At 72.2% G+C, this 22736-nt stretch carries 24 protein-coding genes and 1 tRNA gene; 11 read left to right on the top strand and 14 right to left on the bottom strand.

The window, feature by feature from the left end; translation table 11 throughout:
- Positions 1 to 38 precede the first annotated feature (38 nt).
- From C4T42_RS10510 to C4T42_RS10485, 6 genes are all read left to right on the top strand, one after another.
- On the top strand, positions 39 to 536 hold the full coding sequence (locus C4T42_RS10510) for a peptide deformylase (RefSeq protein WP_020092202.1): 498 nt from the start codon (positions 39 to 41) through the stop codon (positions 534 to 536).
- A 129-nt stretch (positions 537 to 665) separates the two neighbouring features.
- Positions 666 to 1433, top strand: coding sequence for an FkbM family methyltransferase (locus C4T42_RS10505; RefSeq protein ID WP_020092203.1), 768 nt, complete (start codon positions 666 to 668; stop codon positions 1431 to 1433).
- A 196-nt stretch (positions 1434 to 1629) separates the two neighbouring features.
- Positions 1630 to 2754: an HWE histidine kinase domain-containing protein gene (locus tag C4T42_RS10500; RefSeq protein WP_020092204.1), complete on the top strand. Its 1125-nt coding sequence runs from the start codon at positions 1630 to 1632 to the stop codon at positions 2752 to 2754.
- A complete protein-coding gene (locus C4T42_RS10495) occupies positions 2751 to 3209 on the top strand; it encodes a response regulator (protein ID WP_020092205.1) in 459 nt (152 codons plus the stop codon). The genes C4T42_RS10500 and C4T42_RS10495 overlap by 4 nt, the downstream gene beginning before the upstream one ends.
- A 67-nt stretch (positions 3210 to 3276) precedes the next feature.
- Complete coding sequence (locus C4T42_RS10490) at positions 3277 to 3471, top strand: helix-hairpin-helix domain-containing protein (protein WP_020092206.1); 195 nt, start codon at positions 3277 to 3279, stop codon at positions 3469 to 3471.
- Positions 3472 to 3777: 306 nt separating this feature from the next.
- Entirely contained in the window at positions 3778 to 5022 is a 1245-nt protein-coding gene (locus C4T42_RS10485) for a capsule biosynthesis protein (RefSeq protein WP_103985083.1), read from the top strand.
- A 261-nt stretch (positions 5023 to 5283) separates the two neighbouring features.
- Here C4T42_RS10485 and C4T42_RS10480 read toward each other — a convergent pair whose 3' ends face one another.
- The 3 genes from C4T42_RS10480 to C4T42_RS10470 all read right to left on the bottom strand — a co-directional run bounded on the left by C4T42_RS10480 (position 5284) and on the right by C4T42_RS10470 (position 10575).
- Positions 5284 to 8007, bottom strand: a complete 2724-nt coding sequence (locus C4T42_RS10480; protein WP_103985082.1) for an ATP-binding protein — start codon at positions 8005 to 8007, stop codon at positions 5284 to 5286.
- A gap of 85 nt (positions 8008 to 8092) precedes the next feature.
- Positions 8093 to 9130 carry an HD domain-containing phosphohydrolase gene (locus C4T42_RS10475; protein ID WP_020092209.1) on the bottom strand — a complete coding sequence of 346 codons (1038 nt, stop codon included), beginning with the start codon at positions 9128 to 9130 and terminating at the stop codon, positions 8093 to 8095.
- A gap of 53 nt (positions 9131 to 9183) precedes the next feature.
- Positions 9184 to 10575: a Tad domain-containing protein gene (locus C4T42_RS10470; RefSeq protein WP_020092210.1), complete on the bottom strand. Its 1392-nt coding sequence runs from the start codon at positions 10573 to 10575 to the stop codon at positions 9184 to 9186.
- A gap of 428 nt (positions 10576 to 11003) precedes the next feature.
- On the opposite strand from C4T42_RS10470, the gene C4T42_RS10465 reads away from it, so the two are divergent.
- Both C4T42_RS10465 and C4T42_RS10460 read left to right on the top strand, forming a co-directional pair.
- Entirely contained in the window at positions 11004 to 11615 is a 612-nt protein-coding gene (locus C4T42_RS10465) for a TadE/TadG family type IV pilus assembly protein (protein ID WP_020092211.1), read from the top strand.
- Entirely contained in the window at positions 11609 to 12196 is a 588-nt protein-coding gene (locus C4T42_RS10460) for a TadE/TadG family type IV pilus assembly protein (protein ID WP_020092212.1), read from the top strand. The genes C4T42_RS10465 and C4T42_RS10460 overlap by 7 nt, the downstream gene beginning before the upstream one ends.
- Before the next feature lie 88 nt (positions 12197 to 12284).
- Here the strand turns inward: C4T42_RS10460 and C4T42_RS10455 are convergent, their stop codons facing one another.
- Positions 12285 to 12506, bottom strand: coding sequence for a hypothetical protein (locus C4T42_RS10455; RefSeq protein WP_103985081.1), 222 nt, complete (start codon positions 12504 to 12506; stop codon positions 12285 to 12287).
- Positions 12507 to 12961: 455 nt separating this feature from the next.
- On the opposite strand from C4T42_RS10455, the gene C4T42_RS10450 reads away from it, so the two are divergent.
- Entirely contained in the window at positions 12962 to 13129 is a 168-nt protein-coding gene (locus C4T42_RS10450; protein ID WP_020092214.1) for a hypothetical protein, read from the top strand.
- Between the two features lie 60 nt (positions 13130 to 13189).
- On the opposite strand, the gene C4T42_RS10445 is transcribed toward C4T42_RS10450, so the two are convergent.
- Together C4T42_RS10445 and C4T42_RS10440 are read right to left on the bottom strand one after the other, a co-directional pair.
- Positions 13190 to 13585, bottom strand: a complete 396-nt coding sequence (locus C4T42_RS10445) for a TonB family protein (protein WP_020092215.1) — start codon at positions 13583 to 13585, stop codon at positions 13190 to 13192.
- Between the two features lie 87 nt (positions 13586 to 13672).
- Positions 13673 to 14422: a sigma-70 family RNA polymerase sigma factor gene (locus C4T42_RS10440; RefSeq protein WP_020092216.1), complete on the bottom strand. Its 750-nt coding sequence runs from the start codon at positions 14420 to 14422 to the stop codon at positions 13673 to 13675.
- 299 nt (positions 14423 to 14721) lie between these two features.
- Here C4T42_RS10440 and C4T42_RS10435 point away from each other — a divergent pair, with 299 nt between their 5' ends.
- Complete coding sequence (locus C4T42_RS10435; protein ID WP_020092217.1) at positions 14722 to 14967, top strand: hypothetical protein; 246 nt, start codon at positions 14722 to 14724, stop codon at positions 14965 to 14967.
- A 36-nt stretch (positions 14968 to 15003) separates the two neighbouring features.
- Here the strand turns inward: C4T42_RS10435 and C4T42_RS10430 are convergent, their stop codons facing one another.
- The 7 genes from C4T42_RS10430 to C4T42_RS10400 form a co-directional block, all read right to left on the bottom strand.
- Positions 15004 to 15336 carry a metal-sensitive transcriptional regulator gene (locus tag C4T42_RS10430; protein WP_244435425.1) on the bottom strand — a complete coding sequence of 111 codons (333 nt, stop codon included), beginning with the start codon at positions 15334 to 15336 and terminating at the stop codon, positions 15004 to 15006.
- Between the two features lie 73 nt (positions 15337 to 15409).
- On the bottom strand, positions 15410 to 16267 hold the full coding sequence (locus tag C4T42_RS10425) for a manganese catalase family protein (RefSeq protein WP_020092219.1): 858 nt from the start codon (positions 16265 to 16267) through the stop codon (positions 15410 to 15412).
- Positions 16268 to 16689: 422 nt separating this feature from the next.
- A complete protein-coding gene (locus C4T42_RS10420) occupies positions 16690 to 16971 on the bottom strand; it encodes a hypothetical protein (protein ID WP_020092220.1) in 282 nt (93 codons plus the stop codon).
- A gap of 123 nt (positions 16972 to 17094) precedes the next feature.
- Positions 17095 to 17169 (bottom strand) — tRNA-Thr (locus tag C4T42_RS10415).
- Positions 17170 to 17271: 102 nt separating this feature from the next.
- Positions 17272 to 17706, bottom strand: a complete 435-nt coding sequence (locus C4T42_RS10410) for an NUDIX hydrolase (protein WP_020092221.1) — start codon at positions 17704 to 17706, stop codon at positions 17272 to 17274.
- Positions 17707 to 17932: 226 nt separating this feature from the next.
- The gene (locus tag C4T42_RS10405; protein WP_020092222.1) at positions 17933 to 19597 is read right to left on the bottom strand and encodes a heme biosynthesis HemY N-terminal domain-containing protein; all 1665 of its coding nucleotides are present in this window, start codon (positions 19595 to 19597) and stop codon (positions 17933 to 17935) included.
- A gap of 125 nt (positions 19598 to 19722) precedes the next feature.
- On the bottom strand, positions 19723 to 21324 hold the full coding sequence (locus C4T42_RS10400) for a translation initiation factor 2 (RefSeq protein ID WP_234082872.1): 1602 nt from the start codon (positions 21322 to 21324) through the stop codon (positions 19723 to 19725).
- A 127-nt stretch (positions 21325 to 21451) separates the two neighbouring features.
- Here C4T42_RS10400 and C4T42_RS32380 point away from each other — a divergent pair, with 127 nt between their 5' ends.
- The gene (locus C4T42_RS32380; RefSeq protein WP_234082874.1) at positions 21452 to 22030 is read left to right on the top strand and encodes a hypothetical protein; all 579 of its coding nucleotides are present in this window, start codon (positions 21452 to 21454) and stop codon (positions 22028 to 22030) included.
- On the opposite strand, the gene C4T42_RS10395 is transcribed toward C4T42_RS32380, so the two are convergent.
- Positions 22027 to 22734, bottom strand: coding sequence for a uroporphyrinogen-III synthase (locus tag C4T42_RS10395; RefSeq protein ID WP_020092225.1), 708 nt, complete (start codon positions 22732 to 22734; stop codon positions 22027 to 22029). The two genes, C4T42_RS32380 and C4T42_RS10395, sit on opposite strands and share 4 nt — an antisense overlap.
- Positions 22735 to 22736 lie beyond the last annotated feature (2 nt).

Below are 22736 nucleotides of genomic sequence, written 5' to 3'. Positions count from 1 at the left end.
GCGCCGCTGGTGAAACGACCCACGCGGACTGATCAACCATGCCGGCGCGCCCGCTCGTCCTGTTTCCCGATCCCCGCCTGACGCGCCCGGCCGAACCGGTCGACGCGTTCGACGCGGCCCTGCGGGCCCTCGCCGACGACGTCCGGGACACGCTCATGGCCGAGAGCGCCATCGGCCTGACGGCCCCGCATATCGGCGTGGCCGCGCGCCTCGTGGTGGTGCGGATGTCGCCGGACGAGAGCGCCCGCGTCTACGTGAACCCCGTCGTGTCCTGGGCGTCCCCCGACACGGAGGCCCACGATGAGGGCAGCGTCAGCATGCCGGGGGTGCGCGAGCGGATCACCCGGGCCGCCCGCATCCGCCTGAGCTACCGCGACCTCGACGGGTCCGCCCACGAGGAGGAGACCGAGGGCTTCCCGGCCGCGGTCCTCCAGCACGAGATCGACCAGCTCGACGGCGTGTTCTGGATCGCCCGCCTGTCGCGCCTGAAGCGCGAGCGACTGCTGAAGCGGTTCGGGAAGGGCCGGCCCGCCTGATCCGGTCGGGGCTCGCGGCGGGCGTCGGCACCCCGCCGCGGCGCGCTGGCAGAGCCGGCGCCGGGCGGGCTACCATGGGCGCGACCTCGCCGACCCTCCGGACTCGTCCCCTCTGAACGGACCCTGCGCATGCATCCTGCCGTGGCCGCCGCCAACGCCTTCAGGGCGGTTCATGACGCCGGTCAGGTCCCGGACTACGAGCGCATCCTGCGGCAGGGCTACAGCCGCTTCCTCGCTCCGGGGGATGTCGTCGTCGACGTCGGCGCCCATACCGGGCTCCACCTCGTCGCGTTCGTCGACATCGTCGGCCCGACCGGCAAGGTCCACGCCTTCGAGCCGATCCCGTTCCTGATGAAGGATCTGGTGGGGCGTTTCGGCCGACGACCCGAGGTCGAGCTGCACGACGTCGCCCTCTCCGACGCGGCGGGGCGCACCGATTTCACGGTCGCGAGCGTGCCCGGCGAGAGCGGGCTCCTCGCCCGCTACTTCAGCAGTCCCGCCATCACGTCCAAGACCATCAAGGTCAGGACGGAGAGGCTCGATACCGCCCTCAGTCACGTCCCCGCGGTGGCCTACATCAAGATGGACATCGAGGGCGGGGAGTTGAACGCCCTGAGCGGCGCGGCCCAGCTCCTCCGGCGATGCCGCCCGATCGTCAGCGTGGAGTACGGCTGGGCCGGCTACTCCGCCTACGGGCACGCGCAGGATTCACTCTACCGGTTCGCCGAGAGCCACGGCTACATCTGCGCGGACATCACCGGAAACCTGATCGACGATGCGAGCACGTGGCTCGCGGTCAGCGACTACGTGACGTGGGATTTCTTCCTCGTCCCGCAGGAGCGTCGAGCCGACTGGGCCGCCCTGTTCGCGCGCCGCCCGGAGCCCGGACCCGCGTGATCCGGACCCGCGTGATATGGACCCGGGCGGAACGGCGCGGCCGGACCGTCCGCGCGGCGGAACAACGGCTCCGCATGGTGCGTTGCACGCTCCCACCTCTAGGCCGTCCGGCGCGGCCAGCCACCCACCGTGCCCAGTCCCGAAGGTCCACCAGGATCGCGCGCAGGGTATCTCAGATCAACCCGCGTGAAGGGTCGTGACCGTGCCGAACTCGCGGCAGCCGTTTCAATCCTCGTCCGCCGCCAGCGCGCCGCTGGCGAGCCTGCGGCGTGGGTCGGGCCAGCTCTTCGAGAGCGAGCGTCGCCTCAACGCGGTCCTCGACAACGCCTCGGTGTCCATCTTCCTGATGGATGACCGCCAGCACTGCATCTACATGAACCGCGCCGCCGAGCAGTTGACCGGCTGGACGCTGCGGGAAGTCCTCGCCCGCGATTGCCCGCTGCACGACATCGTCCACCACACCTACCCGGACGGAAGGCCCTTCCCGCTGGAGGAGTGCGCGATCGACCGCGCCTTCCCGGAGAACAATCAGGAGCGCGGCGAGGAGGTGTTCGTGCACAGGGACGGGCACTTCTTCCCCGTGGCGTTCACTGCCAGCCCGATCCGCGACGACGCGACCAACATCATCGGGACGATCATCGAGGTCCGCGACATCAGCGAGGAGAAGGCGGCCGCCGAGCGCCAACGCCTGCTGATCAACGAGCTCAATCACCGGGTGAAGAACACTCTCGCCACGGTGCAGTCGATCGCCGCGCAGACCTTCCGCGGGCAGACGGACCAGACGACGCGCGCCGTCTTCGACGCCCGGATGGCGGCCCTGTCCAACGCCCACAACGTGCTGGTCGAGGACAATTGGGAGAGCGCCAGCCTGCGCGGCGTGGTCGAGCGGGCGCTCGCCCCCCACCTTTTGGCAGAGGTCGATGCCGGCCGCTTCCGGTTACAAGGGCCGGACGCGCGACTGCACCCTAAGGTGGCAGTGACGCTGGCAATGGCCCTCCACGAGTTGATGACCAACGCGGCGAAGTACGGCGCCCTGTCGACGCCCGAGGGCGGGGTCGCGGTGACCTGGTCCCTTCACGATCGCGATGACGGCCGTCAGCAGCTCGACCTGCTCTGGGAGGAGCGGGGTGGCCCGCCAGTCACGCCCCCGACCCGGAAGGGGTTCGGCTCACGGCTCATCGAGCGGCAATTGCCGCTGGAGTTCGACGGCAGCGCGGCGATCACCTTCGCGCCGGCGGGCGCGACCTGCCAGATGCGGATCCCGCTGACCCAGCTCGGCTGGATCGGCCAGGAGGCGGTCGAAGGGCCGCGCGCGCCATGACGCCGCTCGCCGGACGCCGGGTCCTGCTGGTCGAGGACGAGAGCCTCGTCGCCATGCTCGCCGAGGACATGCTGCTCGACCTGGGCTGCGAGGTCGTGGTGGCGATGCGCCTCGAGCAGGCCCTGGCCCATGCCCGGACCGAGGCGTTCGATCTGGCGGTGCTCGACGTGAATCTCGGCGAGGCGCGCAGCTACCCGGTCGCCGACCTGCTGCTGGCGCGCGATACGCCGTTCCTGTTCGCCACCGGGTACGGGCAGCACGGCCTGGACGCCGCCTATCAGGCGGTTCCGGTGCTCCAGAAGCCCTACCAGGCGGCGCCGCTCGAGCATGTTCTGCTGCGCCTGTTGAGCCGTGAGGGGCCGAACCGCACGGGCCCGACCGGCCTGCCACCCGCCTGCCGCTGTCGGGCGTCCGAGCCCGCCCACGGGCAGTTCCGCGCCGATCCGATCCGCTGAGGCGCCCGGGCCGGCGCGGGACCGGAGCGACCGAGTACGGCGCCGACCGGCGCGGAAGGGCACCACCGTGATCGATCTCAACACGGCGACGGCCGAGGAACTGGACAGCGTTCCGGCACTCAAGGGCCACGGCTTCGAGATCGTGCGCTACCGGGAGGAGCGCGGCCGGTTCACCAGCCTGCGGCAGCTCGACGAGGTGCCGGGCCTCAGCGGCAAGACCGACGGTGTCGCCGATCAGGTCACGATCGCGGACAGTCCTTAGCGCCGGTCCCGACCGGTCCGGCGCGGATCTCGGTCAGGCCCGAGATCCGTCGGGAGAGGTCTGCTCTCGCGGAGCGCCCGGTCGGGGATCAGGTCCGTCCGGACGAGGCACATCCGGACCCAGCGGCTCCACGGCGCGCTCCACCTCGAAGCGTCCTGCCGCTCCCCAACGCCCTCCCGCACGGGGGAGGGGGCACGGCGCGGCTGACATGCTTTCGCCGCCTGTCCGTGTGATGGGCTGCGCGAGCGGCGTGAAAGCCGCGCGGGTCGACGACGCCCGCGCAAGCCCGAGCTTCGAGAAGCAACGATGGACATGCAGGTCGAGAAAGCCCAGGGCCGGCCTCTGAAAGGCATCGAGCGGAACAAGGTGATCGCGCAGTCGCTGCGGCAGTTCGCGCGCCTCCCGGGCCTGCCCGACACCAAGAAGGGCGTGCGCTCGTACCAGAGCCACGTCAAAAGCGACCCCTGGCTGCCGCTCCTGTTCGTCGTCTGCTTCGTCCTGCCGACCCTGGCCGCCGGGATCTACTACGGGCTGATCGCCTCCGACCGCTACGTCACCGAGGCGCGGTTCGCGATCCGGCCGACCATCGGCACCGCCGACAAGGCGACGCCCGACACGGTCGGCACGAATGCCGGTGTGATCAAGGCGACCGTCGCCCAGGAAACGCTCATCGCGCAGGAGTACATCCACAGCCGGCCCATGGTCGAAGCGGTCGCGGCGGAACTCCCGATCCGCGCGTGGTTCGGTCGGGACGACATCGACATGTTCTCCCGCTTCAACCCGGAGAAGCCGGTCGAGAAGTTCCTGCGGTACTGGCGCCGCCGGGTCGACGTCGACGTCGAATCGGCGTCCGGCATCATGTCGCTGACCGTCGAGGCCTTCGATCCCGACGAGTCGCTCGCCATCACCAAGGCGGTCATGACGGATACGGAGCGGATGCTGAACGACCTCAGCCTGCCGTCCCGGAAGGACGCCCTCGACGTGAGCACGCGCGTCCTGAAGCTCGCGGAGGAGCGCGAGGCCAAGGCCAACGCCGCCCTGAACGAGCTGCGCAACCGCGAGGGCGTGCTCGACGTCATCAAGTCGAACACCGCCACCATCAAGTCGGTCTCGGAACTGCGGGAGACGCGCACCAAGCTCGCCGTCCAGCTGGCGGTGCTCCAGCGGGACCTCGGCCCGCAATCCCGCAGCATCGTCGACCTGAAGCAGCAGATCGGCGATCTCGACGCGAACATCGCGCGGGTCCAGCAGCAGCTGGCCGGCACCGCGCCGACCGAGAAGCGGCGCCTCTCGGACGCGCTCACGCGGTTCGAGGATCTCGAGCACGAGCGCGAGAATGCCGAGAAGTATCACCGCGACGTGCAGCTGGCCTATGACCGGGCCCGCATCGTGGCCCAGCAGCAGGTCGTGGCCCTGGTGCCGATCGTCGAGCCCATCAAGGCCGGATCCTCGACCGAGCCGCGCCGCATCCTGATGACGAGCATCATCACCGCCGGCGCCGCCGTGCTGTTCGCGGCCGCGATGTTCACCCGCCGCATGCTCATCACCTGATCCCGAGCCGGGTCGGCGCGCGGACGCGGTCGGGACGGTCCGCGGCCCGCCGGCAGCGCCGACGAAAAAGCCCGCCGCGGCGAACCGGGCGGGCTGAGGGAGTGCTTGGGAGGAAGCGCAACCGTACGGCGGGCCCTGCTGGCATGCCAGATGCCGAATCGCAGGGCAGGTCTGCGAAATCGGGCGGTCTCCCGATGGAATACTTTTCCTGAACGCCTTAATAGGCCGGGCCGACGGACTCCGGGGCCGCCCGCGAAGATCCTAGGCGGCCGCCGCCCGGGACCGCGTCCGCTCCTCGAGGCCGCGGATCGTCGCGGCGAGCAGGCTGTCCAGGGCGTCGCACGCGTCCGCCCGCTCGGCGCAGGCCGCGTTCCGCGCGTCCTCCTCGATGACGCGCAGCCGCGCCACGAGGCCGCGCGCGCCGACATTCGCGCTCATCGACTTGAGGCTGTGCGCGGCCCGGGCGATCGCCGGCTGGTCAGAGGCGGCGAGGGCGGCTCTCAGACCGGCGAGCGCCACCGGACCCTGCGCCCGATACAGGTCGAGGACGCGGTCGAGGAAGGCGCCATCTCCGAGGCCGAGCAGCCCGTCGATCACCTCGGCGTCGATGAGGTCGTCGGCGGCGTTCGCGACGGCCGGCGCGGCGAGCGGAGCGACCGGGGCCGGCGTCACGGTATGCGCCGCGGCGGCAGCCGGCGCGACGCGGAGCGCCGGGACCTGCGCCTGCAGCAGGTCGGCGAGCTGCCGCAGCGTGAAGGGCTTCAGGAGCGTCCCGTCCATGCCGGCCGCCGCCGCGGCGTCGGCGGCCTCGCCGAGGACGTGCGCCGTGAGGGCGACGATCGGGACGCGCCCGCCGGTGGCCGCCTCGCGCTGCCGGATCCGCCGCGCGGCCGCGAAGCCGTCCAGGACCGGCATGCTGCCATCCATCAGGATCAGGTCGAAGCGTTGCGTCTCGGCGGTCGCCACTGCCGCGGCCCCGTCCTCGACGGTCACCACATCGGTCACGCCGCAGCGGGCCAGCGCCTCGAGGGCCACCTCGCGGTTGACCGCGCTGTCGTCGGCGACGAGCACCCGCGCGGCCGGGAATCGCGGGAGTGCCTCGTCCGTGCCGGCGGGCGAGGGCGGGGAGGCGGCCGCGGCGAGGGTGTCGCCCGCGGCCAGCGCCGCCAGGACGGGCTGCCACTCCGCCCGGGTCACCGGCCAGCGCAGCACCGCGTCGGCGAGACCGGCGCGGAGCGCCGCGTCGGCCGCGCCGTCGCCCGGTCCCGCGACCGCGAGCACCCGCACGGCCCGGTCCGGCCGGCGGCCCGCCGCCACGAGGGCGGCCGCGTCGCCGATCCAGTGGTCGGCGGCGCTCCCCGGCGCGACCGGCGCGAAGCCGGCCGCGCGCAGGCCGGCCGCGAGGGCGGCGCGGGTGGCGGGACCGGCCGTGTCGAGCGCGATCGCGGCCGGCACCGCGTCGCGGCGCCGGACCGGGCGGGCCGGCTCGGCGACCGTGACGGGGATGCGCGCCGAGAAGGTCGAGCCGGCGCCGACGCGGCTCGTCACCGCCACGGTGCCGCCCATCGCGGCGACGATCTGCTGGGCGATCGAGAGCCCGAGGCCGGTGCCGCCGAACCGGCGGGTCGTCGACTGGTCGGCCTGCGAGAAGGCCGAGAAGATCGTCGCCAGCTTGTCCTGCGGGATGCCGATCCCGGTGTCGGAGACGGCGATCACGAGGCACCCGTCGGCGGCATCGACCGTCATCCGGACGGCGACGTGGCCAGCCTGGGTGAACTTCAGCGCGTTCGACACGAAGTTGCTCAGCACCTGTCCGAGGCGGACCGGGTCGCCGAGGATCGCCCGCGGCACCTCCGGCCCGACCTCGGCCGCGAGGTCGAGCCCGGCCGTCCGGGCCCGCTCGGCGAAGAGCGTCACCGCGGTGTCGGCGAGTTCGGCGGGGCTCACGGGCACGCGCTCGAGCTCGAGCTTGCCCGCCTCGACCTTCGCGAAGTCGAGGATGTCGTTGATGATCGCTAGGAGCGACCGGCCGGACCGGGCGATGACCTCGGCGTAGCGGCGCTGGCGCGCCGGCAGGTCGGACCCCGCCAGCAGCTCGGCCATGACCAGGACGCCGTTCATCGGGGTCCGGATCTCGTGGCTCATCGTGGCCAGGAAGGCCGACTTGGCGACGTTGGCGGCGTCGGCGGCCTGCTTGGCCTCGCTCAGGTCGGCCGTCCGGGCGCTGACCTCCGCCTCGAGGTGGGCGCTGTGAGCGGCGAGGCGGTGATCGCGCTCGTTCACCGCTGAGAGCAGGTCGTTGAAGGTCCGCGCCAGCGCGCCGACCTCGTCGTCGCCGCCCACGGGCGCGCGCTGCGCGTAGTCGTGGCGCAGGCGGACCGCCTCCATGGTGCGGGCGAGGGCGGCGAGCGGGCGCGTGACGCTGCGCTGCAGGTAGAGCGACACGCCGACGCCGATCGCGACGGCGAGCAGCGCCGCCAGCGCGGCGTTCTGCGCGGCGGCCCAGAGATGGCCGAGGATGTCGTCGGTCTCGCCGATCAGCACGACCCGGCCGACCGGGACCCCGTTCTCCACGATCGGCGCGGTCGCCTGGAGGCTGCGGGTGGCGAGCAGGTGCAGGAGCGACAGGTCCGCGCCGTCCTGGGCGGCGTCCCGGGTCAGGCGCAGGCCGATCCCCTGCTCGGCGAGCACGGACCCGTCCGGACGCTCGATCGCCCCGTAGACGATGGACGGCACCTTGCCGATCGCCCGCAGCGACGCGTCCGCCCCGTCGGCGTCGCCCGCCGCGGTGGCCCGGGCGCCGCCATGCGCGAAGACCTGCGCGACGGCTTCCAGCGCCGCCTGCTTGTCGGCGGCGTAGCGGGCGACCTCGCGCCAGACCGACAGGGCCGCCGCCAGGACGAGCGCCGCCGTGACGGCGCCGGTCACCGCCAGAGCCAGCCGGCCCGCCAGGGAGCGCCTCGGCCTCAGCCACGCGAGATGCACGCTCGGCTCCTTCAGGTGGCCCGGTCGGGCCCGATCGCGGGGAGGGACGGGGAGGGGCGGTAGGGCGACGGTACCGGGGAGCGGATCAGGCGGCGGCGCGCAGGCAGGTCCGCGCCACCGCGTCCCAGCCCGCGAGGAACGCCTCGACGCAGCGCGGGTCGAAGTGGCGGCCGGCTTGGTCCGCCACGAAGGCCCGCGCCCGCTCGAGCGGCCAGGCCGCCTTGTAGGGCCGCTCGGTCACCAGGGCGTCGAACACGTCCGCCACAGCCACGATGCGGCCCGAGAGCGGGATCCCCTCGCCGCGCAGGCCCTTCGGGTAGCCGGTGCCGTCCCAGCGCTCGTGGTGGCTCTCGGCGATCTCGGCGGCGAGCCGCACGACGTCGGAGGTGCTGCCCTCCAGGATCCGCCGGCCGCGCTCGGCGTGCTTCTCCATCTCGGCGCGCTCCTCGGCGGAGAGCGGTCCGGGCTTGAGCAGGATCGCGTCGGGCACGCCGATCTTGCCGACGTCGTGCATCGTGGAGGCGAGCTTCAGGATCCGGATCTCCTCCGGGCCGAAGCCGAGGTTCCGGGCGATGACGCCCACGTAGCCCGCCACCCGGGCGATGTGGTCGCCGGTATCGGTGTCGCGGTGCTCGGCGGCCCGCATCAGCAGGGCGATGATCTCGCGCTCCCGCGCCTCGATGACGGCGACCGCCGCCGCGACCTCGCGGGCGAGCCACGCGGCCCGGTCCTGCTCCTGCCGGTGGGCCGCGCTGATCTTCATCAGGTTGGTGATGCGGGCCTGGATCTCCACGGGATCGCAGGGCTTGCCGAGGAAGTCGGTCGCGCCCGCGCGCAGGGCCTCGTGGCGCAGGCTGCGCTGGTCGAGGCTCGTCACCATCACGATCGGCACGTGCGCGAAGCCCGGGACCGCCCGCGCCGCCGCGATCACCTCGAGGCCCGTCAGGCCGGGCATGTCGTAGTCGGTGACGACGACCCCGATCCGGTCGACATGCGCCCGCAGGAAGTCGAGCGCCGTCACGGGACACGTGAAGGCGACCGGCTCGCAGTCGGCCACGGGCTTGAGCGCCTGCATGATCAGCAGGTTGTTCATCTCGGAATCGTCGAGGATCAGCGCGAGCACCGTGTCACTCCCAGGCGACGAGTAGTCGACGCAGGATCCGCATCGCGTCCTCTCTACTGGGACAGCAGCAGCTTGCCCGAGAGGGGTCCGACCCCCTTCGGCACCGGCACGCTGGTCCCGTCGTAATTCGCGTTCAGATAAAGGTTCGGGCCCTGGTACAGGTTGACCTGCTGGGCCACGATCACCGTGTAGGCCGACTGGTCGGCGACGGGCTTGTCGGCGTCGATCACCACGCGGCCGGCCGGCAGGTAGAGCGTCCCCAGCATGGTTCGCGCGTTGTCGCTGATGATGCGGTAGGTCCGCATGGGCTTGGTCGCGGCCAGCGGCGGCGGGGTCGGCGGCGGTGGCGGCGGCGCAGGCAGCAGCGGCGTGACGGTCTGGTCCACCAGGCCGGCGAGGATCGCCGCGGGGTCGACGGGATCGCTGACCGAGCGCTCTTCCATCATCAGCAGGCCGGCCATGGGGCCGGTGGTCGGCGCCGACAGGCTGACCGTGGTCTTCTTGTCGAAGAGCAGACCGCCCTTGTTGCCGGTGAAGTAGAAGGCGACGTCGGTTCCCGTCATGACGGCATTCTTGTCGACGATGAGCGGGCCGTCTTTCATCACGTAAATGCCGGCGCGCAGCGTCACGGAGGCGTTCTTGGTGATGTACAGGCCGCCGCAATAGGTGCCCGGATCGAGGGTGGCGCTCTGGTCGACGAGGTTGCCGGAGGTGTCGCGCTTGCTGTTCGCCGAGGACGGGATCGCCGTGCACGCGCCGACCGGCGGCGCCGCCCGGTCCCTCAGGGGGTCCTGGATCGGCGGGCAGCCCGTCTGCGGCGGCGGCGCGAAATTCGCGCGGGCGCCGTCGAAGCCGCCCGCCGTGCAGATTGTCTGCGCCCGGGCATAGGCGCTGTCCTTGCCGACCATGCCGCGCGGGCTCTGCGAGTTGCTGTAGAGCGAGCAATCCTGGGCGGTCACCTCGGCGCTCTTCTCCAGCTCGAACGCGCCGGCGGCGAGCGGGTCCAGCGTCAGCAGGCACAGGCGCATCTTGCCGACGACGCGGACCGTCGAGCGGACCGAGACCTTGACGGTGGGCACTCCGACGAAGCCGCCGAAGGCGAGCTTGACGGTCTCGTCGACCGTCGTGGCGACGCTGGTCTTGTCGTCCGCCACGTCGACGCGGAGAGCGTAGGGGCTCTCGGGCCGCGGCGCCGCCTGGGCGTGGACCGTGTCGACCACGATGCTCTTGGCCGCCGCCGAGGTCGAGACGGCGAGCTTGAGGTAGTTGCCGGCCGCGAGGACTCCGGCATCGGCCGCGTTCTGGAGCTGGCTGCGCCGCGAGGCGAGGCGGGCGTAATCGATGCCGCCCCCGGTCAGGCCGAGCAGCACCACGGCGCTCAGGCCGAAAGTCAGGGCGACCGAGCCGGACCGGTCGGTCAGGGCCCGCGGGCCGGCGCGGAGCACTCTCCAGAACAGGGAAATGGACGCGTCTCCCAGGGCGGGACCGGATCGGCGGCTGCGGCGGCACCGGCCACCGAACCGTTGGTCTAAGGCACAGCTCCTAAAAATCCGTGGCGTCCGAGCACCGCGAAGCTATCGCCACGCGATAGAGCCGCCTTTAGCTGTGAACAACTTCTATATGCGGCCGCACAATGCCCAGCACCGTCTCGACGACTGATCGCCTCACCGGCCGGCCGCCGAATGAACACAACAGCACACAACCTCAGGGTGAATTCGCGTCCTCATCACATGTCGCGGCCGCAAAATCTTGCTGAACCCGCAATTTCTACCCAGATTTGAACCGTTTTTAAACGGCCTCATCATAGGGTTATTTTCGTCCGCGCCTCTACGGCCGGACGGCCGCAGGCACGAACCTGCAGAGTTCGTTTGGCATGATGGGCATCTTTCGGCGCGTCGCGACCGTCCGCCGTCCGGGCGGGACCGAGGGCCGCGCCGGCACGGCCGGACGCGTCCGACGGTTCGCCGGCCACCGGACCGGCGCCTCCGCGGTGGAGTTCGCGCTCCTGGCCGCGCCGTTCCTGGCCCTCCTGGGCGTCGTGGCGGAATCCGGCGTCATCGCGATCGAGCAGCAGACGCTGGACATCGCGGTCGACCGGAGTGTCCGGCAGCTGCGAACCGGCACCTTCCAGGACGGCTCCGACGGCGGCGATCCGAGCGAGCGCCTCCGCAGGATCGTCTGCACCGGCCCCTCGGCGCTGTTCCCCTGCGCCGACCTGCGCCTCGACGTCTCCCGGACGCCCTCGTTCTCGACCTCGCAGCCGGCGGAGCCGTTCGACAAGACCACGAAGACCTGGACGCCGGGCTTCGGCCAGCGCTTCGAGTGCCCGCAGGGCGGCGACACCGTCACGGTCCGGGTCGCCGTGCCGGTGATGCGGCTGTTCCAGATGCTGGATTTCACCGGCCGGATCATGGCCGACAAGACTCAGCTGCTGGTCACGACCGAGATCTTCCGGGCCGAGGATTACGAGCCCAAGCCGTGCTGAGCGGTCGCCTGCGCGCCCACCTGATCCGCCTGATCGGCGACCGGGAGGGCGTGAGCGCGATCGAGTTCAGCGTGATCGCCCCGATCCTGCTGCTGATCCTGATGGGGTCGATCGAGCTGCCCCGCGCCTACATGATCGGGAAGCGGCTCGACAACGCGGCGGCCACGATGGCGGACCTGATCTCGCGCGGCAGCTACGCCGACCTCAAGCCGGTCTTCGCCGCGACGAGCGCGATCTCCAACCCCTACGACGTGAGCCGGGCGAGCATCGTGCTCACGGCGGCGGGCACCTACAGCGACGGCAGCTCGGCGGCGACCAAGGTCTGCTCGAGCGCCGAGTCCAACGGACAGGCCCGCACGGCGGGCTCCTCGCTCGGCGCACCGCCCGCCGGGATGACCCGGAACGGCGACCGCTTCGTCGTGTCGGAAGTCACGATGACCTACCACCCGATCTTCCCGGTCCTCTCGAACCTGACGCGGTGGACCTTCCGGTACAAGAAGATCTGGCCGGTGCGCGGCGGCGAGATCTACAACGGGCAGAGCGAGGTGGTTCTGCCGGGGGGAAAACCCTGCCCGGCCTGACGGCTAGGCTGACGCTTCGTACCGGCCCGGCTTTGCGGCCGGCGCCACCGGATGACCCGGTGACGCCGGATCGCGGACACGCCCCGCCTCAGCGGGCCGGGACCGCGGTGGCGACGACCCGGCGCGAGGCCGGGCTCGCCGGGACGAGACGCGGCGTCGTGGCCAGCTCGGAGGCCGGCCGCACGGCGGCCGTTGGACGCGCCTGCTCGCGATAGAGCGGCGGGGTCAGCGCGATGCTCTCGTCGGCGCGAGCGGCCACGATCATCGGAACGGCAGCGAGGGCGGCGAGAACGATGGTGCGAACGGTCATGATCTGAAGTCCTCTCGTTGTCCGGGGCGTGCCCGGCTTCGAGGGGATATCTACGCTGCAGAGCAACATGATCCAAACAGATGCAATCGATTTCTATTATCGATATTGTCAATGATGGATCGCCGGTGAAACTGCCGGTCGGCGCCGCCGTCTTCCTGGCTCGCATTCTGCATCCCCGGCCCGCCGAGCGGCCGGCGCGGAGTGGAGACGTTGCTGGACTTGGACCGTGACCGGGTCGTCCTATGACGGACGGCCCCAGCGGGCGGGCCGAGTTAATGCAAAATTAAAACTCCCCCCCGAATGTCGGGCGCGCGGTCGAAAATCTTCGAAATACCAGAGGTTTAGCGCGTAAAACTTTATCTGTTCGCGCGGAAGGAGACGGCCCGTTGCTGGTTGCGGCCCTGCTTTTCGCGGTGGGCATATGGGAGGGCTGGCGGTATCGGGCATCGGTTCTGATGGCCAGCTCGATGCTGGTCACCCTCGGGTGGCTGGCCCTCTCGATCTTCGTCTGGGCTCAGTTCGACGCCGAGAAGGTGCTGCTGCTCTTCGCCTACCTCACCGCTCTCCAGGCCGGCTATCTCGTCGGGGCCTATATCAGCACCGATACCGGCCCGAGCCGCTGACCGGTCCGGCGACGCCGCCGGGATTGGGGTCCGGCCGGCAGACGCATACTCGGCGCGGGCTCAGTGGCCGAGCGCGACCGGGATGCTGAGATCGACGATCCCGTCCACACCCAGGAGTGCGGCGGGCGGCGCGGGCGCCGGACTGATCCCCTGCACGGCGCGGAGCGCCCGTTGATCGAGCTTCGCCGAGCCCGAGCTCTCCTCGATCTCCGCGCCCTGAACCGCACCGTCCGCGGCGATCTGCACGTGGACGACCACGGTTCCGCGGCCACGGCCCGGTCCCGGCCGCGTCCCGGCGCGGTCCGCGGCATCGATCCGCGTGACGAGGTCGGAGAGCCAGGCACGCGCTGCGGGTCCCGGTGCGGTCCGCGCCGCCACCGCCGCCGACGAAAGGGCGAGGCCGAACACGACGGCAGCGGCGATCAGGGCGCGCGGCAGCATGGGGAGCGGCGACATGGGGAACGGCGGCTCCTCGAGCCCGGGATCGGGGATCGACCCTACGCGCAGAGGCGGGTCCCTAGCGACCCCGTCCGCCGTCCGCCGTCACGAGACAGCGGTGGATTTCCGGCCCTTCGGTCCCGCGGCGGCCAGCATGATGTCGTCGCTGCCGACCTCGAGGCCGGTGTAGCCCAGCATCTCGGCGAGCTGCGTCCGGGCCCGCCAGACCCGGCTCTTCACCGTGCCGATGCGGCACTGCATGACGGCGGCGGTCTCCTCGTAAGTGAGGTTCTCGATCGCCACGAGCACCAGCGCCTGCCGCATCGGCGGCGCCAGGCGGTCGAGGGCGGCCTGGACGTCGCTCAGGTCGAGATGGCCGCCCTGCTCGGGCAGCGAGACCATCCGCTCCGCCTGCGCGCCGTCCTCGTCCTGCACCTCGCGCCCACGCTTGCGGTGCTCGTTGTAGAACTGGTTGCGCATGATGGTGAACAGCCACGCTTCAAGGTTCGTGCCCGGCGCGAAGCTCGCGCGCGAGCGCCAGGCCCGGAGGAGCGTGTTCTGCAGGAGGTCGTCGGCACCGACATGGCTGCGCAGGAGCGAGCGGGCGAAGCGCTGCAGGTTCGGCACCAGAGAGAGGAGCGAGGCCTGGAACGCCTTCTCGCGCCCGTCCTGCGCCCGGCCGAAGGCGCCGTCGAGCAGCCTCAGCAGTTCGGCGAAGCGATCCGCGATGGTCGGCTCGACGTTGTCCTGCGCGTAGGTCGCCGCGAGCAGATGGCCGAGGTGATACTGCACGCTGTCGGGGAGCCGGGGGCCCTGCGCGTCGATTGTATCAGCGTCGAGCGAGAGTTCGAGCATGATAGCCGATCACCTGAAGGGTACGAAAAATCGCGTGGCGCCATTAATCGCTGAATACGCCGCATCCGCCGCAACATAGATCAGCGGATGGGCACATCTTCGGATCAATATATGCTGGCATCCGCGACAATCGCGACAGAGATGTCGACGGAAAGAGGGAGTTCGATGACGTCATACGCACCGGAAAACTGTTCGCCGCACGGCCGTATCTGCGGCAGCGCACGCGAAGATCTCGCTGCTGCGAATGCCCGCCCCGAGCGGGGCGGCCGCAGGACGCTCTCGACCGCGGGATCGTGCCCATGACCCGGCTCTCGGATCTCGAGGACGATCCCGCCTTCCAAGAGGCCGTCCTCGCCGTTCGGGGCGCGGCCAGCACCCTGAGCGGCCGGGCCGTGACCGTCGAGGAGGCCCGGTTCCTCGTCGGCATCGCCCTGACGACCTTCGCGCATGCCGGCGGTCTCGAGGAGCCCAGCCGCAGCCGGCTGGCCCGTTTCTCGGCGCGCATCGGGCCGGGCACCGTCGTCGAGACGCTGACCAAGCACTGAGCGTGGGCGCCGGGGGGTGCGGGCCGGCGCCCCGGCCTATCCGGCCTCCGCCATGGCCGCCCGCAGAACCCGGAGGAGGTCCGCCATGACCGCCTCCCGGTCCGGATCGCGCGCCGCGAGGCGGAGCCCCGCGGCGACGTGCTGGTCGATGATCAGGAGGCCGACCTCGCGCAATGCCGCGGTGGCGGCCCGGATCTGCTGGATCTCGTCGAGGCAGTGCCTGTCGGCCTCGACCATCGCCCGCAATCCTCGAACCTGACCCTCGATCCGCGCCAGTCGCCGGACCAGCGGGGCGCGCTCCGCGTCGGTCCGGGCGAGGCAGACACGACCGTCGACGAGCGTGCCGCGTGTCACCGTCCTGCGAGCCACCTGTTCCCGTCCGCGCGCGGGTCGTGGCGCACCGGAGCGCCGCGACCTCGGGTGAGCCGTCCCGGCCGGCGGATCAGCCGATCTGCTGGCTCTCGGCACCGCTGTCGGGCCGAGCCGGGCCGAGCACCGGCTCCTCGCCCATCGGCTGGTTCTGGACGACGCTGAACTCGCCCTTGCCGTCGAGCGACGGGCCCTGGGTCCAGCGCCCGGCCGGCGGCGGCGAACCGTCCGCCGACGTCGAGAAGAAGTTGTAGTTGAACTTCTGGTTCTCCTTCTCCTGCGGGAAGGAGTTCGGGATCGGCAGCGTTCCGGCGTGGCCGCCGAGTTCCTCGATCACCGCCAGCCATTGCTGCTGGTGCATCGTGTCCCGGGCGATGAGGAAGCTCCACATGTCGCGCATGCCCGCATCGTTGGTGGCGTTGTAGAGCCGCACCGCCAGGACGCGCCCGGTGCTCTCGGCGGCGACGTTGCAGTACATGTCGGCCGCGATGTTGCCGCTGGCGTAGATGTGGCTCATGTCGAAGGACTGGCCGTCGGAATTACCCGGGAAGGCGGCCATGCCGGTCGACAGCAGCGTCTTGTGCAGCATGCCCTCGGCGATGTGGCGCGGGTTCTCGCCGCCCATCACGGCACCGACGATCGCGTCGGCCGCCCCGGCCTCCTGGACCTTGGTAGGGGCGTTCTCGAGGTTCAGCGCCACCGCAGTCGCGAGCATCTCGATATGGCCGATCTCCTCGGTGGCCGTATTGAGCAGCATGTCGCGGTACTTGGTCGTCGGGGCGCGGTTCCCCCAGGCCTGGAAGAAGTACTGGAAGGCGACCCGGATCTCGCCCTCGATGCCGCCAATCGCCTGCTGGAGCATGCGGGCGTAGATCGGGTCGGGGCTGTCGACCTTGACCGGGTACTGAAGCCGCTTGTCGTGATAGTACATGATGTCTGTCCCTCGCGAGAGGCACGGCGTGCTCAAGCCCACCGTACGATCGGCCGTCGGCCCGGTACTCCGTGGGAGCATCGCGCCTCGCACCCTGTCCAACCCCGCCTCGGGACCACGGTTCGATCTTTCGCGAATTTTATAACGATCAATATTTGACCGAACGAATTTTCCCGCGTCGCCCCAGGGTATTGTCGTGAAAATCCACGATCAGGGCCGCGCCTAACCGGCCAAAATTACACAATGTAAGTTAAGGGCGCCTCACCCATGTTAAGGGGGCGCCGCGAATGACCGGATCAGCGGCCCCTTTCTCTGCCCGCGATGCGCCGCGTGAGGGCGCTCGGTGGTCGGACAGGGGACAGCTCTCTCGGGATCGCCGGGCGCGCGCGGCGCGGCCGCGGAACGCGCCGCTCTACGGGCGCCTACAGGAGCCCGGTGCGCCGGGCGAGCATGATCCCGAAGGCGAGGCAGGCGGCGAGGCTGACGGCCAGCATGGCGACGTTGGTCCAGAACCGGACCGGCCGGCTGGACCCGTCGATCCCGCTCGCCCGCAGCCGCACCCACGGCACGTAGAGGTAGAGGGCGATCAGCGTCAGGATCAGGAACGCGAAGGTGGCGACCCGCCCGGTGATCAGGGCCGCGCCGGCCAGGACCGCCCATCCGATGACGAGGCCCAGCATGGTGAACAGGGCTGTCGAGTTCACGTCCGCGCGTCCCCTTCAGCGGATGGTGTCGGCCGGGCAGCCGACGCGATCCTCAGTCTGCGACGGGTTCCGCTAGGGAACCGTTAGCATCGTCCGAACTGATTGCGAGATCGGGAAGGTTTCTGGTGCTGCGAGAGAGGATTGAACTCTCGACCTCTTCATTACCAATGAAGTGCTCTACCACTGAGCTACCGCAGCAGGTGACCGGGGCGCTCCCGCGAGGGCGTCTCCGTCCGGCCGAGTGGGGCCATAACGGATCGCCGCCGGGTTGGCAACGCCGTGTTGCGCTTCCGCGCCGTTTTAGGTGCGCGATGCGGCCCGGATCAGGGCGGCGAGCCCGGGCTCGGACACGGCCTCGGCGGCGTCCGACGGGGTAAACCATCGGAGTTCCCGCTGGCGCGCCTCCGGGAAATGCTTGAGCTGCTTGCGCACCTCCAGCGGAAACACCTTCACCTGGCACAGGACGGTGTCGAGGTTCCTCAGACGCTTCTGGTAGAGGTACAGCCCGATCGGCCGCTTGCCGACCGCACCGCGCAGGCCGGCCTCCTCGTAGGCCTCCCGCGCGGCCGCCTCGAACGGCTTGCGACCCTTCATCGGCCATCCCTTGGGGATGACCCAGCGGCGGCTCTCCCGGGAGGTCACCAGCAGGATCTTGGTCTTGCCGTCCCGCCCGTGCCGGAACGGCAGGGCCCCGACCTGCCGCCGCGGCTCGCCGTCCTCCTCGAGGACGGTCACGGGCGCACCCGGCGACGTGGGACGCCCCTCCGATCCGACCGGATCGACGGCGCGCGCGGGCTGTGAGCGGGCTGGGGGATGATCGGATCCTCGGTCGGCAGCTCACGACAAGCTACACGGCGCGCCGGCTCATTCAACTTGCAATAGTCGAACGCCCCGGCATGTTCGTGACCCCGCGGCGCTCCTGTCATCTCGCGCTCGGACGGCCGGCGCGCCGTGAAACCGGTCACCCGATCCGACGAACCGGCCGCTCACCCGAGCCGGAAGGCGGCAGCGCCGCGGACGCCATCCCGGCCGAGACCGGGTCGGCACCGGCCGCCTTCGAGGCGCTCGCCTTCGCCGGAAGGACGGTCGGGATCGGGCCGGTGGAGGTCGACGCCGCGGACGCGACCGAGGCCGAGGACGCGGCCTGGGCCGACGCGGAGGTCGACGCGGGTGTCGGCGACGGGACCGGAGCAGTCGCGGCGGCGGGGGACACGGTCGGAGGCGACACGGGGACCGATGAGGCGAGCGGTCTGGCGCCCGGCGCCGCGGCGTTCGGGGCCGCCGGCACGAGGGCCGGGCCGGCGGCGTCCGCCTCCGGCTCCACCGCGGGCGCGGCACCGAGCGTGTTCGGGGGCTCGCGCCACGCGAAGGCGTCGAGGCGCCCGGTCACCGGCGAGACCGGCGCCCAGGTATCGGTGGCGATGCCGTCGGCGATCCACACGCGGTCGCGCGGGGCGCGGGCGGCCCGGGCCAGCCACTCGCGGGCCTGACCGGAAGCGGCCCCGTGCTCGGCCTCCTCGATGGCCGCCATCATCAGGCAGGCCCGGGCGGTCGGACGGTCGGAGAGCAGGGGCTTCACGGCCTCGCGGGCCCGCTTGTAGTCCCGCGCGTCGAGGGCGGCCTGGCCCAGGGCGAGGCGGGATTCGGGGTCCCAGACCGACAGCTTCGCCAGGACTTCGGCGCGGGCGAGGCGGTCGCGGACCGAATCGCCGGGACGCAGGCCCAGATAGACCTTCGCGAGGTCGGGATGGGGATTGGCCTTCCAGGCCGCCTCGACGATCCGGGCGGCCTTCTTGACGTCGCCGCGACGGGCGAGGAGGCGGCCGGCGATGCAGGCCGCCGGCACGAGGTCGGGGGCGAGCTTGACCGCCTGCAGGGCCCGCTCCGCGGCGATTTCCGGCTCGCCGGCCTCGCGCTCGCCGGCGATGGCGGTGAGGAGCACCGCCCGCTGGCGTCGGGCCGCGGCCTTGTCGATCAGTCCGAGGGACGAGCGGCGCTCGATCGTCTCCAGGGCGGCTGCCCAGTCGCCGTCGGCGCTCTGCGCCTCCAGAAGGGCCTCGTTGGCCCAGGTCACGCTCGGGGCGAGGCGGGCGGCCTCGGTGGCGTAGGCGCGGGCGGCCGTCTCGTCCTCGCGGCGCCGGGCCTCGACGAACAGGCCGCGCAGGCCCAGGACCCGGGTCTCGGGATCGTCGACCATGCGCTGGAAGGCGCTCTCGGCCGCGTCCCGGTCGCCGGAGATCTGCGCCGCCTGCGCCTTCAGCAGCAGGGTCAGCGGCTCGGTGCCGAGGAGCCGCTCGGCGTCGCCCGCGAAGCGGCGGGCCGCCAGGGGATCGCCCGAGCCCACCGCCACCATGCCGCGGGAGAGGGCCGAGAGGCCCTTGGCCCGGCGCCGCTCGGCCGAGCCGCGGACCAGGGCCTCGGGCAGGCCGATGACACCGCGCACGATCGCCCAGAGGACGCCCAGGACGATCGCCGCCGCGATCACGCCGACGAGGGCGACCGCGAGGCTGGTGCCGATCTGGTAGCCGTTCCAGACGACGGTGACGGTGCCGGGCCTGTCGGCGATCCAGACCGCCCCGAAGGCGGCGAGTGCGAGCAGGGCCAGGAAGGCGAGGGCGCGCCACATGGGGTCAGTATCTCCTGTCGGCGGCCGGCTGGCGGCCGTCGCGGGGTGCGGGAGGAGCGGGGCGCCTGCGCGCCCGCTCGGAGATGGTGCGGCCGCGCAGCGCGCGGATCGGGGCCCTCACCGGCCTAGCGCCCGGGGGCGGCCTGGGCCGGCTGGGCGGCGCCGACCGGCAGGGCCTTGAAGGCGCCGTCGAGCAGCGCGCGCACGGCCTGCTCGGCCTCGGCCCGGGCCTTGAGCTTGGCGCCGAAATCCCCGGCCTGGTCCCGCGCCTCGGCCGGGAGCGCCGCGAAGGCCGCCGAGGCCGCCGACAGGTCGCCGCGGTCGAGGGCCGCCTGGACCTTGCTCTCCGGATCGTCCGCGGCCTCGGGGGCGGGCGCGTCGGCCTTGCGGATCTGCACGAGACCGTCGGCCATGCTGAGGAGCTTGGTGCGGAAATCGCCGGTCTCGGCCGCGCTCTTGGCCCGCTGCGCCTGCCGCTTGGCCGCGATCCGCTCGGCGATCGGCCGGAACGTGTCGGCGAGATCGGCCGCCGAGGGCGCGCCGCCGTCCGCGAAGGGCGCGAGGGCCTTGGCCTGCGCGTCGGTCCCCGGATCGAGCTTGCGCAGGGTCGCGAGCGGCTCGGCGTAGCTCGTCCCGGATTCCAGGGCGGCCGCCACGCGGTCGGCGACGACGACCCGGAGCGCCGCCTGGACGGTGCTGGCCTCGGCGCGCTGCGCGACGCTCTTGTCCAGAGCGGCGATCTGGTCGGCCTGCTCCTGCAGCCGCCGGTCGACCGCCTTCGCGGCCTCCGCGGCCTGGGCCTGTCCGGCCTCGGCGGCGGTGCGGCTCGCCTGGGTCGCCGCCTGGACCGCCTCGGTCGCGGCCTTCACCCGCGCGTCGACGGCCTGCTGCAGCGCGTCGAGGCGCTGCCCCAGGGCCGCGTCGGCCTCGGCGTTCGCCTTGGTCTTCTGCTCCACCTCGCTCTGCAGCGCCGCGACCTTCCGGGCGGCCTCCTCGGCCGCGCCCTTGTTGGCGCCGCCATCCTCCACCGCCTTCAGGCGGGTCTCGAGGTCGGCGATCTGCTTCGCGTTGTCCTGGACCACGCCGAGCTTCGAATCGGCCGGCTGGTCGCGACCGGGCTCCTGACCCGGCTCCTCCTGCAGGGCCGCGACGCGCTGGTCGAGGCTGTCGAGGCGGGCGACGAGATCCGGCGGCACCGCGGGGGCCTGACCGGAGGCCTGACCGGCCGCTTGCCCGTCGGCGGTGGACGCGGGCGCCGCACCGGACTTGTCCAGGGCCTGCTTGGCGCTCGCCTCGGCGGCGGCGACGCGCTTGTCGAGCGCCGTCACGGCGTCGCGCGGGGCCAGCCCGTCGAGACGCTTGTCGAGGGACGCGAGCTGGCCGGAGAGCCTCTGGTCCAGGGCGCTCAGGCGCGGGTCGGGACCGATCCCGGCCTTCTCGGCGCCGAACAGCAGGCCGGCGCCGATCACGCCGCCGAGCAGCCCCGCGGCCGCGAGCGAGCCGAACCCGGCCCGTGCCCGGCCGGCGGGCGCGGCGGCGCTCCTGCCGGGATCGACGGCGGCCACCGCGGGGATCGGGCCTTTCGGCGGCTCCTTGCCGTCCCTGGAGGCGTCCTTGGAAGTATCCCTGGAAGCGTCCTTGGAAGCGTCCTTGCCCGGCTCCTTGCCGGCGGCCGGCGGATCCGGGATGCGCTTGGCCTTCAGGTCGATGATCGGGCCGGCCGTCACCGCGCTGGCCGCTGCCGGGCCCGCGGCGCCGGGTGCGCCTCCCCCCGGACGGGGACCGCCCTGCGGGCCGGTTCCGGGCTGCGCGGCCTTCGGATCGATCTTCGCGCCGGACGTCCCGGACGCGGCGGTGGAGGCCGTCGACGACGACGCGGGGGACGCTCCGGTCCTGCCGTCGGAGGCCGACGACGCGGCGCCCGCCGTCACGGGATCGGGCTTCGCACCGGCCGACTGGGCGGCCGGGCCGGTCGACGGCTTCAGGCTGTCGGCCCCGGAGACCGGCTTGCCGGCGTCGGCCTTCGGATCGGTCGTGCCGGGCTTGGCGGTCACGACCGGGTCGGTCGCCGGCCTGGGCGGCATTCCGGACGCGGATCCCTGCGGCCCCCGCACGCCGCCGGCGGCGGTGGAAGAGGTGGAGGCCGACATCGAGGCCGACGTGGAAGCGGACGTCGAGGCCGACGTGGAGGCTGTGGACGCCGACGTCGCGGCCGGTCGGGACGCGCCACCGGGCGGGCTGGACTGCCCGGGCTTGCCGGGCGCGGCGTCCGGCTTCCAGCCGCCGGGGCCGGGCTTGTCGGCGTCGCTGGGTGGTGGCGTCACGGGCAAGTCCTCCAACTCTTCGGCGTCGCCGCGCCCCCCTAGCACCGCGGCGGCGCCGGGCGCGAGGGCGAGATACGGCGGCCCGGCCTCCCTGTCACCGCGCGGTTAGCCCGGTCGCCCTGTCAGGGCGCCGAGCAGGTCCGCTTCGCGCGGGCGTGCCGCGACGAAATGGACCGGAACACCGGCCGCTTCCAGGGGTGCCGCAACATCCGGCGATAGGCAGTAATGCCTCAGCCGGCGGAAAGCTCCGCCGTGCTCCGATCCATCCGCGAGGGCAAGGGCGACGGCAGCGCTGCGCCGGGAATAGTGAAGGGCCGCCTCGAGGCGGTTCTCGGCGAGTTCGCGGCCGACCGCCGGCGGCAGGCGGTCCAGCGGTTCGGCCCGGTACGCCACGAAGGCCGTGACCCGGAATCCGGCGGCCGTGAGCGTCGCCGCCGGTTCCGGCTTGCGCTCGGCTCCCGTCGCGTGGAGGAGTGGCTGGCCGGGCGGCAGCGTCGCCGCCACCAGGCCGGCGAGGCCCGCGGCGTCGCCGGGCCCCTCCCGGACGGGGCCGAGACCGGCCGCGCGAGCCAGGGCGGCCGTCCGAGCGCCGACGGCGAAGACCGGGAGTCTGCGCAGGGCCGGGGCGTCGCGGATCGCCGGAACCGCGTTGGCGCTGGTCAGCAGCAGCGCGGCGAAGGGTCTCATGGGCGGGGCCGCCGCGGTCGGCCGCACGGCCAGGACGGGCGCCACGAGCGGCACATGGCCGAGTTCGGCCAGGGCCGCCCCGGTCCGCGTCGCTCCCGGCTCGGGCCGCGCCACCCAGATCCGCAAGG

This window comes from Methylobacterium sp. 190mf (assembly GCF_900107945.1).
Lineage (GTDB): Bacteria > Pseudomonadota > Alphaproteobacteria > Rhizobiales > Beijerinckiaceae > Methylobacterium.
This window is presented reverse-complemented; position numbering and strand designations above follow the sequence as displayed.